Annotated in this window: 11 protein-coding genes and 1 tRNA gene; 8 read left to right on the forward strand and 4 right to left on the reverse strand. The window is 57.4% G+C overall.

The features are described from left to right. Positions 1-256: 256 nt before the first annotated feature. Both ACXPUX_RS12190 and ACXPUX_RS12195 read left to right on the forward strand, forming a co-directional pair. Positions 257-1,387, forward strand: a complete 1,131-nt coding sequence (locus ACXPUX_RS12190) for a sodium ion-translocating decarboxylase subunit beta (protein WP_112090222.1) — start codon at positions 257-259, stop codon at positions 1,385-1,387. Positions 1,388-1,400: 13 nt separating this feature from the next. Further along, positions 1,401-1,529 (forward strand): hypothetical protein, encoded by a 129-nt coding sequence (locus ACXPUX_RS12195; protein ID WP_015538181.1) that lies wholly within the window; start codon positions 1,401-1,403, stop codon positions 1,527-1,529. A gap of 96 nt (positions 1,530-1,625) precedes the next feature. Here the strand turns inward: ACXPUX_RS12195 and ACXPUX_RS12200 are convergent, their stop codons facing one another. Next, positions 1,626-2,456 carry a helix-turn-helix domain-containing protein gene (locus tag ACXPUX_RS12200; RefSeq protein WP_458828533.1) on the reverse strand — a complete coding sequence of 277 codons (831 nt, stop codon included), beginning with the start codon at positions 2,454-2,456 and terminating at the stop codon, positions 1,626-1,628. 214 nt (positions 2,457-2,670) lie between these two features. Between ACXPUX_RS12200 and ACXPUX_RS12205 the strand changes: the two genes are divergently transcribed. The 4 genes from ACXPUX_RS12205 (at position 2,671) to ACXPUX_RS12220 (ending at position 8,674) form a co-directional block, all read left to right on the forward strand. Beyond that, the gene (locus ACXPUX_RS12205; RefSeq protein WP_458828534.1) at positions 2,671-4,059 is read left to right on the forward strand and encodes an MFS transporter; all 1,389 of its coding nucleotides are present in this window, start codon (positions 2,671-2,673) and stop codon (positions 4,057-4,059) included. Positions 4,060-4,062: 3 nt separating this feature from the next. Beyond that, on the forward strand, positions 4,063-4,818 hold the full coding sequence (locus ACXPUX_RS12210; protein WP_458828535.1) for an alpha/beta hydrolase family protein: 756 nt from the start codon (positions 4,063-4,065) through the stop codon (positions 4,816-4,818). A gap of 30 nt (positions 4,819-4,848) precedes the next feature. Beyond that, the gene (gene bilR, locus ACXPUX_RS12215) at positions 4,849-6,774 is read left to right on the forward strand and encodes a bilirubin reductase, long form (protein WP_458828536.1); all 1,926 of its coding nucleotides are present in this window, start codon (positions 4,849-4,851) and stop codon (positions 6,772-6,774) included. A gap of 427 nt (positions 6,775-7,201) precedes the next feature. Beyond that, complete coding sequence (locus tag ACXPUX_RS12220) at positions 7,202-8,674, forward strand: alpha/beta hydrolase (RefSeq protein WP_458828537.1); 1,473 nt, start codon at positions 7,202-7,204, stop codon at positions 8,672-8,674. Between the two features lie 452 nt (positions 8,675-9,126). On the opposite strand, the gene ACXPUX_RS12225 is transcribed toward ACXPUX_RS12220, so the two are convergent. From ACXPUX_RS12225 to fucO, 3 genes are all read right to left on the reverse strand, one after another. Further along, entirely contained in the window at positions 9,127-10,086 is a 960-nt protein-coding gene (locus ACXPUX_RS12225) for a calcium/sodium antiporter (protein WP_270478245.1), read from the reverse strand. Positions 10,087-10,328: 242 nt separating this feature from the next. Beyond that, positions 10,329-11,636 (reverse strand): putative ABC transporter permease, encoded by a 1,308-nt coding sequence (locus tag ACXPUX_RS12230; protein ID WP_458828538.1) that lies wholly within the window; start codon positions 11,634-11,636, stop codon positions 10,329-10,331. A 180-nt stretch (positions 11,637-11,816) separates the two neighbouring features. Then, positions 11,817-12,965, reverse strand: coding sequence for a lactaldehyde reductase (gene fucO, locus ACXPUX_RS12235; RefSeq protein WP_458828539.1), 1,149 nt, complete (start codon positions 12,963-12,965; stop codon positions 11,817-11,819). Between the two features lie 234 nt (positions 12,966-13,199). Here fucO and ACXPUX_RS12240 point away from each other — a divergent pair. Beyond that, positions 13,200-13,274 (forward strand) — tRNA-Thr (locus tag ACXPUX_RS12240). A 274-nt stretch (positions 13,275-13,548) separates the two neighbouring features. Next, positions 13,549-14,397: a sugar phosphate isomerase/epimerase family protein gene (locus ACXPUX_RS12245; protein WP_458828540.1), complete on the forward strand. Its 849-nt coding sequence runs from the start codon at positions 13,549-13,551 to the stop codon at positions 14,395-14,397. Positions 14,398-14,457 lie beyond the last annotated feature (60 nt).

Consider the following 14,457-nt stretch of genomic DNA (forward strand, 5'->3'; position numbering starts at 1 on the left):
GGATTTTTGCGCAAAACCGCAGTTTCCCCCTTGACAGAAGCGGCAGTTTCTGGTATCAATAAAAACGATAAAGGGGAGTAAAGGGCAGCCCGCCGGTCAAGGCTTTTTCCGGCAGGCCGCTGCATGGCAGCGTCATCACGGCAGCAATGCCCGATGTCATGTGTTCGCTTGAGACTTTTGTCACAGATCGTACGCTGTGGCAAGGGTCTCTTTTTTCTTGCCGCAGCATCAGAACAAAAGGAGGCAGGAAAGCATTATGAATTTCTGGAACACATTCGCCGCGCTCTTTTCAAACTTCGGGGCGCTGACATGGCAGATGGTGGTCATGTGGGGCATCGGTGCCCTGCTCATTTACCTTGCCATCGTCAAAAAAATGGAGCCCAGTCTGCTGCTGCCCATGGGGTTTGGTGCCATTCTGGTCAACCTTCCCGCATCCGGCGCCATCACGCAGGGCGACACCGTTGGTCCCATCTCTGCCCTGTTTGAGGCAGGCATGTCCAACGAGTTGTTCCCGCTGCTGCTGTTCATCGGCATTGGTGCCATGATCGATTTTGGCCCGCTGCTGGAAAAGCCGTGGCTCATGCTGTTTGGCGCAGCGGCACAGTTTGGCATCTTTTTCACCCTGTTTCTGGCCGGGTTCTTCTTTGATATGAAGGACGCCGCGTCCATTGCGGTCATTGGCGCTGCGGACGGCCCCACCGCCATTTTTGTGGCAAACACCCTGAAATCCCAGTATCTGGGCGCTATTATGGTGGCGGCTTACAGCTACATGGCGCTGGTGCCCATCGTGCAGCCGCCGGTCATCCGGCTGCTGACCACCCAGAAGGAGCGCCGCATCCGTATGCCCTACGAAAAAGGCAACGTCACCCAGCTGACCAAGATCCTGTTCCCCGTTGTGGTCACGGTGGTCGCCGGTCTGGTGGCTCCGGCCAGCGTGGCGCTGGTAGGCTTTTTGATGTTCGGCAACCTGCTGCGGGAGTGCGGGGTGCTGAACTCCCTGAGCGAGACCGCTCAGAACGTACTGGCAAACCTCATCACCCTGCTGCTGGGTCTGACCGTAGCCGGGCAGATGACCGCCGACAAGTTCGTCCGGCCGGACACCCTGCTCATCATGGCGCTTGGTCTTGTGGCCTTTATCTTTGATACCGCTGGCGGCGTGCTGTTCGCCAAGCTACTGAATCTCTTCCTGCCCGAGGGCAAAAAGCTGAACCCCATGATCGGCGCGGCAGGCATTTCGGCCTTCCCCATGAGCGGACGTGTGGTCAACAAGATGGGTCTGGCCGAGGACAGCCAGAATTTCCTGCTGATGTACTCCATCAGCGTCAACGTTTCCGGGCAGATCGCATCCGTCCTTGCCGGCGGACTGATCCTTTCCCTGATGGCTTAACGGAGGTGCCTTTATGCTTCATCTTTCTTCTTGGATGACCACCCTGCCCATGATGCTCATCGGCATGACCGGCATCCTGCTGGTCATCGGCTTTCTCGTGCTGGTGGTGATGGCGCTGAACTGCCTCACCCGCCGCAAGTAAGGGCAAATAATAGAATAAGCAAGCCGCCCGGGAGGATCTGCGGATCTTTCCGGGCGGCTTTTTTCACAGGTGCGGACGGTGCTGCTTTTGCCGGATTCATCCCCGGGCGTCCTGCCGGGTGGTGTGGAAGTACTCCTTGGGGGTCATGCCGTACTCCTTTTTAAAGGCGCGGAAAAAGTGGTTGTAGCCGCCAAAGCCGCCGGTCTTGTACACCTCGGTAATGGGCAGCCCCTGCTCGATGAGGTTGCAGCAGCGGTCCAACCGTGCTTTCACGATATAGCGGTGCACCGTCTGCCCGGTCTGGCGCTTGAATTCCCGGGCAATATGTTCCCGGGAAACGAAAAACTCCTTCTCCAGCCGCTCCAGCGTCAGCTCCTCGGTAAGGTGCGCCTGAATAAACAAAAACACCTCGTCCAGCATCAGGTGGTGGCGGCTGACCGATGCGGTGTGGAACTCCGCATGGATGCAGGCACGCAGCGCCAGCACCACGAACATCTGCAGAATGCCATGCTCGAACAACGCTGCGCCGAACTGGGTGCGCTCCTGCGGGAGGATCAGCAGCTTCCGGGCAAGGTTTTTCAGCAGCATATAGATCTGGCTGTCCGGGCGCACAGCCACCTGCCGGAAGGGCACCACGTTGAAGCTTTTTTCAAGGTCGGTGTCCGCGTCCGAAAGCTGCGCCAGTGTCTGGGGGGACAGCTGCACCCGGATAAGTTCCAGCGGGTCATAAGCACCGGCGTATTCCAGCCTGCCGCCCTGACCGGGCTTGAAGATGATGAGGTTCTGCTGCTGGGCGGGCAGCACCACCTCGGGGCACCGGAATACCCCGCTGCCCCGTATGACCAGAAACAGGTCGTAATATGCGCCGGAGTAAAATTCCCGGACGTCGCTCTGCTCAAAAAGATAACGATTGGCTGTATAGTTCACCAAAAATTCCTCCGCAAAACTGTCATGTGTAACAGTTTGTTGTACACAACAGAAAAGTACATCTGTTATAATTGCATAATACATCAATTTACGATAGTTTTCAATCATTTTTGGGATATGTATTGATGGAAATTTAACGTATAATGCAAGCGTAGAAAAGAGACTTGTGCGAAAAGTCTCGTGGTTTCACTGTTTTTAAGGAGGATAAAACACAATGGACCAGAAAAAGACCGTCCGACCCTTCTCCATGAAGGACAAGATCGGCTATACGCTGGGCGATCTGGGCTGCTGCTTCACCGAGCAGTACCGCGCCATGTATCTGTCGATCTTCTACACCCTGATCCTGCAGGTCAACCCCTTCCATGTGGGTATCCTGCTGCTGATCACCAAGATCTGGGACGCCGTGAACGACCCCATCATCGGTGCCATCGTGGACTCCCGCAAGGCCACCAAGGGCGGCAAGTTCATCCCGTGGATCCGCGCCTTCTCCTTCCCCATGGCAGTGCTGTGCATACTTGGCTTTGTCAATGTGGGCAACATCAACTACGGCCTGCGTCTGGCCTACATGTTCGTCACCTACGTCCTGTACGAGGCACTGTACACCTGCGTTAACGTGCCCTTCGGCACCCTGTCCAGCGTGATGACCGATGATGTCAGCCAGCGCACCGCACTGTCCCGCTACCGCAGCCTTGGCGGCACCATCTTCATGACCGTTATGGTCATGGTCGGCCCCCTGTTCCTGTATGTGGACAACCAGCCCGTGGCTGGCCGCTTCCTGATGCTGGCCTGCATCTGCGCTATGCTGGGTCTGCTGTGCCTGCAGATCACCTGCGTATGGTGCAAGGAGCGCGTGGAAGTGCCCGAGCGTCCGCAGGGCGAAAAGCTGAACTACCTGCATGTGCTCAAGGAGATCTCTCACAATAAGGCTCTGCTGGGCGTTATGTTCTTCAGCCTGACCGGCATGATCGGTGCTTCCGTGGTCAACGGTCTGAACACCTACCTGTATAAGGACTTCTTCGGCAACGTTAAAATTCAGGCTGTCTCCGGTATGCTGAGCGTGCTGTACGCTGTGCTGTCCTTTGCCATCACCCAGCCTCTGGCCAACAAGTTCGGCAAGAAGGAGTGGTGCTGCATGGGCGCAGGCTTTGCCGCCATCGTGTTCGGCATCCTGTTCTTCTTCCCCGTCCATAACCCCGTGACCTTCATCGTCATCAACGGTATCTGCTATCTGGGCGCTTCCGGCATGCAGGTGCTGATCTGGGCCATGGTCAACGACGCCATCGACTACCACGAGCTGCAGACCGGCGAGCGCAACGAGGGCATCGTTTACTCCACCTACTCCTTCTTCCGCAAGCTTGCAAGCGCCATTTCCGGCAGCCTGTCCAGCTTTGTGCTGGGTGCCATCGGCTACAACGTTACCGCAGGCGCTGTGCAGACCGCAGGCGTTGTGAACGCCATCTGGAAGAGCTACACCGGCATCTACTTCCTGGGCTACGGCATTGCAGTTGCCATCCTGTTCTTCGTCTACCCCCTGACCAAGCAGAAGACTGCTGAGATGTTGACCGAGCTGAAGGCCCGCCGCGCCGCAAAGGAGTGCAAGTAAACCATGAAGATCTTACAGGTTCAGTTTAAAAACCGCAATGGTCACACCCTGCGCGGCATCGTGACCCTGCCCGATACCGAGAGTAAGGTACCCTTTGTGGTGCACCTGCACGGCTTTGCCGGCAGCTGCAGCGGCTACAAGTCCATGTACACCCACCTGTCCCGCGCTCTGGCAGCGCAGGGCATCGGCAGCGCCCGGTTCGATTTCTACGGCAACGGCGAGAGCGACGGCGAGTTCGAGGATATGAGCTTCGACGGCCTGCACACCGATGCACAGGATATCTTTGCATGGGCAGCTGAGCAGCCCTATGTGGACAGCGAGAAGCTGTTCCTCTCCGGCCAGAGCATGGGCGGCTACATTGCGGCCTCGTGCGCACCGGTCATCCAGCCCCACGGCCTGATTTTGCTGTGCCCGGGCGCCGGGATGTGGTTCGGCTGCGCACAGCGCGCCGACGGCGTTGTGCAGACCGGCAAGGACTACGCCGACATGGAGGGCCTGTGCTACAAGATGGCCTTTAACTACGAGATGGCCAAGCACCCCGATCCCTTTACCGAGGCCAAGGGCTACAACGGCCCGGTGCTGCTGCTGCGCGCCGACGATGACCGTCTGGTGGACGAGGGCACCTGCAACCGTTACGCACAGGTGTACACCGCACCCGAGGTGGACACCATTGCAGGCGGCGGCCACAACTTTGCCACGCTGGCAGCCCGTGCCGCCGTGGAGGAAAAGACCGCAGCATTCATCAAAGCAAATCTGTAAAGCAAAGCGTATCTGCAAGGAGGCTTTCGTATGCAAAACGTGATTCTGCAGCCCATTGAGGTGGGCGGACAGACCTTTAAAAACCGCATCATGTTCCCCCCGCTGACCACCGGCTACGAGAAAAACGGCATGATCAGCGAGCAGGACATGGGCTTCTACACCCGTCTGGCAAAGGGCGGCGTGGGCTACATCGTTCTGGGCGATGTGGCACCCATCAACAGCTTTTCTCCCACCCCCAAGCTGTTTGACGACAGCCAGATCCCTGCCTTCAAGGCACTGGCCGACAGCGTACACGCCTACGGCACCAAGCTGGGCATCCAGCTCTTCCACCCGGAGTACGATGTGGACGCCATCAACAGCCTGTTCATGCAGAAAAAGTTTGACGAGATGCGTCAGCGCCTGCACCACGACATGATGTTCTTCACCGATGAGGTCAGCGAGGAGATGCTGATGGCCATCATCGATAAGATGTGCGCCTGCGCAGTGCGTGCCCAGAAGGCCGGTGTGGACGTGATCCAGATCCACGGCGACCGCCTGAACGGCTGCCTGTGCTCCACCCGCATGAACCACCGCACCGATAAGTTCGGCGGCAGTCTGGAGAACCGCGTCCGCTTTGCCCGGATGCTGACCCGCGCTATCCGCAAGGCTGTGCCGGATATGGTCATCGACTACAAGCTGTCCATCGTCACCCCGCAGCGCGGCAAGGGCGGCATCGACGAGGCCGACGCCGTGCAGTTTGCCCAGTGGCTGGTGGAGGACGGCGTGGATATGTTCCACGTTGCACAGGCTAACCACACCGGCAACATGGCCGACACCATTCCTCCCATGGGCGTGCAGCCCTACGGCTTCTTTGTCAAGATCGCCGGGGACATCAAAAAGGCCGTCAATGTGCCGGTCAGCGCCGTGGGTCGTATCGTGGATGCCGATATGGCTGCGCGTGTCATCGAGAGCGGCATGGCAGATATGGTTGCCATGGGCCGTCCGCTGCTGGCAGACCCCGACTGGGGCACCAAGATCGCTGCCGGGAAGGCCTGCGATATCCGCCGCTGCATCAGCTGCAACAAGGGCTGCACCGATGCCATCCAGAACCGTCAGTTCCTCTCCTGTGTGCTGAACGCGGAGAACGGCTACGAGAACACCCGCAGCATCCAGCCCGCAGCGCAGAAAAAGAAGATCGCCGTCCTCGGCGGCGGCCCTGCCGGCCTGGAAGCCGCCCGTGTGGCAGCGCTGCGCGGCCATGACGTGACCCTGTTTGAAAAGACCACCTCTCTGGGCGGTCAGCTGAACATTGCCTGCGTACCTCCCCGCAAGGAGGAGATGCGCCGCGCCGCACAGGATCTGATCCACGCGGTCTGCAACGCCGGTGTGCACCTGTGCATGGGTCAGACCCGCACCGCCGAGCAGCTGAAGGACGCCGGTTTCGAGGCTGTCATCAACGCTGTGGGCGCACACAGCGCCGCACCCCGCATTCCCGGCATCGACAGCGTGAACGTGGCCGATGCATGGAAGGTTCTGGCCGGTGAGCAGCAAGTGTACGGCACGGTTGCCGTCATCGGCGGCGGCATGGTGGGCTGCGAGACCGCAGAGTATCTGGCTGCCCGCGGCTGCAAGGTGTCCGTTATCGAGATGATGGACAAGATCGCCGCAGGCGAGAGCACCACCATTCTGCCCACCCTGCTGGAAAACTATAAGACCTACGGCGTGGAGCAGTACCCCAGCCACAAGGTCAAGGAGTTCCGCATGGACGCCGTCGTCTGCGAGAACAAGGACGGCGCAGAGGTGACCATCCCCTGCGATTACATCGTGCTGGCCATGGGCGCACGCTCCAACGAATTTGATGCTGCTGCGCTGGAAGCTGCCGGTATTCCGGTGTATTCCATCGGCGATGCCGCCGGTAAGGCTGCGGATATCTCCAACGCCATCCGCACCGGTTACGATACCGCCTGCCAGCTGTAAAACAAAAATATAGCTCTATTTGTGGGTCAGAAACGCCTGTGGGCGCTTCTGACCCACTTTTTTTACCCCTCGGGGAGCCAGTGTTGCTCCTACAATGGCAACAAGCAGATATTGTTTTGTTTTTGGTTACGACAAAGACAGCATGTCACAATTTGCAAGAATCAAATCACAAAAGGCAACGTAAACGGCAGATAAAATGTGATATATTAGTTCCACGATAAGACAAAAAATGAACAAAATACATTCATAATGACGAGTAGAATTGTACATTATGCTTTTGCACTTTTGGACGGGTGCAGGTAAAAAACAGAAAAATTTCGGAACATTCAAGATCTTGAACCGATATCATTTCAGACAGAGAGGAGAATGCCGCAAACCATGTCAGAAGCCTAAAAGAGCATCGTTAAATCTGGGAAGGAGAAAAACCATGAAACGTATCCTCAAAACCACCATTACCTCCGCACTGGTGCTGTCCATGGCACTGAGCGGAGCAACCGCCGCTGTGGCTGCAACTCCGGCAGCGGAAGAAAACTGCATCTCAGCCTCTGCTGTTGCAGATTGGGCAGAGAATGTCAAAATCAAGCTCTTCAACAAGAGTATCTATGCCAAGTACGCCCCGGGTGTTACGGTCGAGAAGGACGAAAACTCGCCCACAGGCTACACTGTCACGTTTGTTTACAAGGAGCAGAAGAGTTACACCTCAAAAGCCGGTCTGACCATCAACACGGCAGAGAACCCGCTGACCAAGGTAGAACTGTACAGCGACTGCTTTATGTTGTTTGACCCGGCCGGTGGCAAGGCGGGCGTTATTGATGCTTCGCTGGCTGCTACGCCGTATAACTACACGGCGGGTCTGGCTCCCGCAGGCGGCAACGGCGATACCACCTACTATGTGGAGATGGAAAAGTTTGCCGATGGCCGTTGGGGTGTACAGATGCCGCTGTCCAGTGGTGCATTCGTTTATAACTTCCGCGTGACCGCTGAAAACGGCGACCAGATTGCCCGTCTGGACGACCCCAGCAATCCGACGATGATCAACGAAGCTACCGGCATCCGCAGCCTGTCCAGCATGGTCTATGTCCCGTATGATGCCGACAAGCAGGGCACCAGCACCTGGGCAGACCGCTCTGTGGAACTGCCGCAGGCCGATGCAAACAAGCGTGGTACAGTGCAGACCGTATCTTACACGGGTGCAGACGCCACCGAGCATGGTCTGGCAGTGTACCTGCCGGCTGGCTACGATGCAAACCGCGCCGAGCCTTATAAGGTGCTGTACCTGTCCCATGGTACTTCCGGCGATATCTATGGCGATGAGCTGCGCTGGATGAATGAGGGCGCTGTGGCCAACATTCTGGATAACCTGATCGCAGAAGGCAAGACCGAGCCGTTTATTGTTGTTACCATGAACAATCAGCAGTACGGTCAGGGCGCAGGTCACTCCGGCGCCAACTGGAAGTATTCCGAGATCGAGACCGACCAGATCGATTACATCATGCCCTACGTTGAGAGCCACTACAACGTCAGCACCACCGCCGAGGGCCGTGCATATGCGGGCCTGTCCATGGGCGGCTCTACCACCAGCAATATGCTGATGCACCACACCGAGCTGTTTGGCTATTACGGCATCTGGAGTTATGCAAATGTGGATGGCGCTTTCGGCGGTGTCGAGGGCATCACCAGCCAGAGCGTGCGCAACCATCTGTCCTCTCTGACCGTGAAGCCTAAGATCATGCTGGCTGCAGGTAACTGGGACTTTGGTCTGGCACCCGTCAAGACCTTCGGTGAGAACCTGAGCGAGCTGGGTCTGGATTACAGCTACCTGCAGGTACCCGCAGCCCACGACTGGGAGTGCTGGCAGCTGGTCTTTGCAAACGCCGCTGAAAACTTCCTGTGGAAGTAAACTGTGTGCAGTTCGCATAAATAAATGCAGAACCGTCGCCAAACGATACTCTGATATATATTGTATAAAACCCGGAACTTTTTGAGCCATAGTGCTGCAGAAAAGTTCCGGGTTTTGCGGCCTTTTGCAATATCCCCCGTCAACAGGGAAACTCCTTTTCCACAAAAGCCATTCCCTTCCCCGGAAGGGGTGAAGGCTCTTGCTCCGGGTCGATCTTCAAAAGTTGACTTTCGTGCCGCAGCGTCCCCGCCGCGCGGCTGTCCTTTACCTCTATATCCCTCCTGTGAAAAAGGAGTTCTGAAAAGTCCGCAGGTTTTTCAGAACTCCAAAACAAAAAATATCTTTTCCGATGATGATGCGCAAAGCGAACGCGGAGCGCATTCCAAGTCGTCCCACATAAAAAGGCTGCTGCACAAAACCCTGTGCAGCAGCCTTAACTATTAACTTGCGGATCAGATGCTGAACTGCACGGCGCAGAAGGCGGCATAGATGCACAGCAGTGCAATGCCCTGCGGGCGGCTCAGCTTGCCCTTGATCAGTGCGGGCAGGGTGAGCAGCAGCATCACGGCAAACATGACCGGGATATCCATCACCAGCGAGGCGTTCATGCCTGCGATGGTGGAGTTCTGCGGGATGCTGAAGGGTGCCAGCGTGACGGACACGCCGCTGACCAGTACCAGATTGAACACGTTTGCACCGATGACATTGCCCAGCGACAGCGCACCGTGACCCTTGGCCAGCGAGGTAATGGCGGTGACCAGCTCCGGCAGCGAGGTGCCCAGTGCCACAAAGGTCAGCGCAATGACCGACTCCGGCACGCCCAGTGCCTGTGCGATGAGGGTGCCGTTGTCCACCAGCAGGTCAGCGCCCACAGCAATGAGCACTGCGCCAATGGCGAGCAGACCCAGTTCCTTGGCAAAGGAGCCTTCCTCTGCCTGCTCCTCCTCTTCCGGGGCGGGGGCGTTCTTCATAGCCAGCACGTTGCACACGATGTAAGCCACGAATATGGCCAGCAGGATCAGACCCACCGGGCGGGTGAAGGAGCCGGTGGTGTAGGCCACACCGGCATAGAAAGCGGCAGCCACAAAGAAGAAGGCTACCGGGGTGCGCAGGCTCTTGGGGTCAACCTTGCCCGGGCGCACCGCAATGGTGATGGCGGCGATCAGTGCAGCGTTGCAAATGACCGAGCCGATGGCGTTGCCGTAGGCGATCTCGCCGTGACCGGTCAGGGCAGAGGTGGTGGACACCATGACCTCCGGCAGGGTGGTGCCAATGGACACCACCGTGGCACCGATGAGCAGCTCCGGCACATGGAAGCGGCGGGCGATGCCGGTGGCACCGTCCACAAACCAGTCGCCGCCCTTGATCAGGCACAGCAGACCCACGATAAACAACAGAACAGGGATCAGCATAATATCTCTCCTTTTTTTAAATGATGGCAGCAGAGGCACAAAAAAAGACCTTTATCACATCCTGCCCGGAACGGGAAAATGTGATAAAAGTCTCAAGCATCCGGTACTGCATCGGGCATTTCTGCCGGGTTTGTCGCCACAGTACAGCGCACCGTTTTTAACCAAGGTACGCCCCTTACTCCCTTTTATCCAAAGAATATTATACCGGTTTTCCGGCAAAAACGCAAGGGGAAATATGGGTTTTACTCTGCCTTGGTCACTTTTTTGGCGTTGGGGTAAATGCGCTCCATGCGGGCGTTGTCGAAATGCGCGTCAAGGAACACTTCCAGCTGTCCGTTGGGCGCTTCGCCGCTGGTGCGGGCATTGTACCGCGCCAGTGCCAGCGCGCTGGTAAGCATATTCACCGCCATGAACACCGCCAGCGCCGCCGTCATCCACGGACGGATATGGCCGCGCACCTTTTTTATCAGCTTCAGCACCAGCGGGTAGCCGTAGCGCATCCACAGCACCGCCGCAATGCCCCAGAAAAAGCAGTACAGCAGGTTGATGCGCCCGCCCAGATTGAACTTGAACTTGCTGTAATCCCAGAACACGGTACCGAACAATAGCTCTGTGACGGCGCTGCACACATATTCATATACGCCGCCCAGCACCGTGCCGAAGGCAAAGAGATAGCGGTCGCTTTTATCCTGATTCTGCCGCAGCAGCACGGTAGCCATAGCCAGCGCCAGACCCCACACCACGCTGAAAGGCCCCCACACCAAGCTGGAACGGCTCATCCATACCCCGGCGGTCAGGCGGCAGAACACGGTCTCCACCATATCGCCCAGAAACGCCCCAATGACGAACAGCCACAGCAGGTCGCCCACGCTGAGGAAGTCGGCCTGCCCCTTCTGCACCGCTGTGGGCTGCTGCCGGGCGGCCTCCGGGTAGGCGCGCTGGATGCGCTTTTCCACATACACGGCAATGCGGCGGCGCAGGGTATCGGAGCGCGCCTCTAGTTTCTGGTTCAGCTGTTCCAGCACCGGGTGCTGCGCTGCATACCGCCCCACCAGCACCGCCGAGCCCAGCTGGTCCAGCGCCGCGATGCCCAGCGCCGCCCACACCAGCGGATGCAGCAGCCAGCCCGGCACAAGGGCACACAGCCGCAGCAGCAGCCCGTTGCCCCAAAGCACGGTCACCATGCCCAGCGCGCCCCACAGCACCGAGTATTGCAGGCAGACGTAGCCGTTCAGGTTGAACTTTTTATCGGAGTAATCCCACCATTTGCGGTTGTGCAGCCGTTCCAGCAGCTTTGCCGTGAGCCACTCCACCACGGTAGCCGTGAGCATACAGGCCACAAACAACGCCACCGGCTTTGTGCGCATATCTGCAAAGCCCACTGCCATCAGGATGGCCGTAGTGCCGTACACAAAGCAGAACGGCCCCGCCGCCATGCCGCGGTTTGCAAACCGCTTGCCCCGGAAGGTAGCCACCACGGTCTCCCCTACCCACCCAAGGAAGGAATAGACCAGATACAGCACGCCCAGCGTGTAGAAATTCAGTGTCATCGCGCTTTCCTCGCCTTCAAATTTTATGCTCTGATTGTACTCGCTTGCGCCGGTTTATACAAGAGGACGGCTGAAAATGTTACAATTGGTACGGGATTTCATTTTACGAACGCATCATTCCGCTAAAAAAGCCGCTGCACAAACACGGTGCAGCGGCTCTCGGAGTTTATTTTTTACAGCTTACAGCTGGCTCTTGTACAGCTCCACGATCTCCTCCACGCTGGTGTCGCGGGGGTTGCCGGGACGGCAGGCGTCTGCAAAAGCGGACTCGGCGAGGAACTGGATGTCCTCTTCCTTCAGGATGCCGTGCAGGTTTGCGGGGATGCCCACGTCTGCGCTCAGCTGCTTGACGGCAGCGATGGTGGCATCAGCGGCTTCCACATCGTTCATCTCGTCGATGCCCATAACGCCCATCGCCTTGCCCACGGCGCGGTAGCGCTCGCCGGCAACGCTCTTGTTGTACTCCAGACCCACCGGCAGCAGGATAGCGCAGGCCACACCATGGGGGGTGTCATACAGGGCAGACAGGCCGTGTGCCATGGAGTGCACGATGCCCAGACCCACGTTGGAGAAGCCCATACCGGCAATATACTGACCCAGAGCCATGCCCTCGCGGCCCTCCGGGGAGTTCTGCACAGCGCCGCGCAGGCTCTGGCTGATGAGCTTGATGGCTTCCAGATGGAACATATCGGAGATAACGCAGTGGCCCTTGGTGATGTAGCCCTCGATGGCGTGGGTCAGAGCGTCCATACCGGTAGCAGCAGTCAGGCCCTTAGGCATGGAGGACATCATATCGGGGTCGACCACAGCGATCTCGGGGATATCGTTGGTGTCGACGCAGACGAACTTGCGCTTCTTCTCCACATCGGTGATGACGTAGTTGATGGTGACCTCAGCAGCAGTACCGGCGGTGGTGGGCACTGCGATGGTGAACACGGCGTGCTTCTTGGTGGGAGCAACGCCTTCCAGAGAGCGGACGTCCGCAAACTCAGGATTATTGATGATGACGCCGATGGCCTTTGCGGTATCCATGGAGGAGCCGCCGCCGATGGTCACGATGCAGTCAGCCTCGGCGGCCTTGAAGGCAGCCACGCCGTCCTGTACGTTGGCGATGGTGGGGTTGGGCTTGATCTCGCTGTAAACAGCGTAGGCAAAGTTTGCGGCATCCAGCAGGTCGGTGACCTTTTTGGTAACGCCGAACTTGATCAGGTCGGGGTCGGAGCAGACGAAAGCCTTCTTGTAGCCGCGGGCGGTCAGCTCGGGAACGATGTTCTCGATAGCACCGTGGCCGTGGTAGGAGATGGTATTCAGAACAATGCGGTCAGCCATAATACAAATCCTCCAAATCTGTTTGCAGCCGCCTTTCCGGCGGCGTTTCTCTACGTTTCAGCATAGCACATCGTCAAAAAATTTGCAATGTAAAATTGTTTAAAATTGTAGCATATTTTTATACTTGTGTATTGTTTTCTGTTATTTTTGTCTGTTTTCAAGGATTATCATCCCCCGCAAAAAACAATCCTTGCCAAATGGCCGTGCCTGTGTTATACTATCCTAGTAACCTTTGCTGGTGTGGCGCAATGGCAGCGCAACTGATTTGTAATCAGTGGGTTGCAGGTTCAACTCCTGTCACCAGCTCCATAAAGCAACGCACAGACGATGTATTGAACTCGCCTGTGCGTTTTATTTTTTGTCAAAAACAGCCTAAAATCACCTGAAATCATGGCATAATCTAACAAAGAAGCCAACAAATCAGCATTTCATCCTCTGCATAACACACTTCTGTAGTACCTGCGCCGTCGGGTACCACCCGGGGGAACAAACAGCACCTGCCAAAAGACATCTAAGGTGTTCCCCCGCGGGCGTTTTGGGTGTATAATGGAAAAAAGCACCCAAACCAAAGGAGGAACCAAGCATGATCCAATTCGGTCTGCGTCTGCACGACGCGGAAAAGCTGCCCATTGAGCAGGTGCTGCCGCTGGTGCACCAGAAGGGCTTTTCCTGCGTGCATCTGGCACTAAGCAAATCCCTGAAGGAGGTGCCCAACACCCCCTCTGCCCTCACCCCCGGCTACGCGGCCTATCTGCGTCGCCTGTTTGCCAAAAACGAGCTGGACATCGCGGTACTGGGCAACTACCTGAATCTGGCGCACCCGGATGCGGATGCTCTGCACGCCATTCAGGAAAAGTACTACGCGCATATCCGTTTTGCCAGCCTGCTGGGCTGCGGCATGGTGGGCACCGAGACCGGTGCACCCAACGCAGAGTACAAGTTCTGCCCGGCGTGCCGCAGCGATGCTGCCCTTGCCACCTTTATCAAAAACTTCAAGCCGGTGGTGCGCTGCGCCGAGCAGTACGGCGTGACCATTGCCATTGAGCCGGTGGTCAAGCATATCGTGTATGACGCCCGCCGCGCCCGCACTGTACTGGACGAGATCGGCAGCCCCAATCTGCAAATTCTGCTGGATCCGGTGAACCTTTTGAACATGGAAAACGTAGACCGCCGGGAGGAAGTGTTCGCCGAGGCCATCGAACTGCTGGGCAAGGACGTGGCCATGATCCACTTCAAGGACTTTTTGCGGCAGGATGCCGGCGGGCAGCTGGCTGCCACCGGTGCCGGGCAGGGCGGCATGGGCGATTACCGCACCATTCTGCGGTTTGCCAAAGAGCAGAAGCCCTATGTGTTCGCCACCTTGGAGAACACCACCCCGGAAAACGCCGTCCAGTGCCTGCAATATCTGCAAAAACAGTACGACGAGTGCTGACAGTAAATGAAACCGCACCCTGCTGTCCGCAGCAGTCTGTGATTTTATGGTATTCACTGC

The sequence above is a fragment of the Faecalibacterium sp. PGM34 genome, assembly GCF_054456555.1.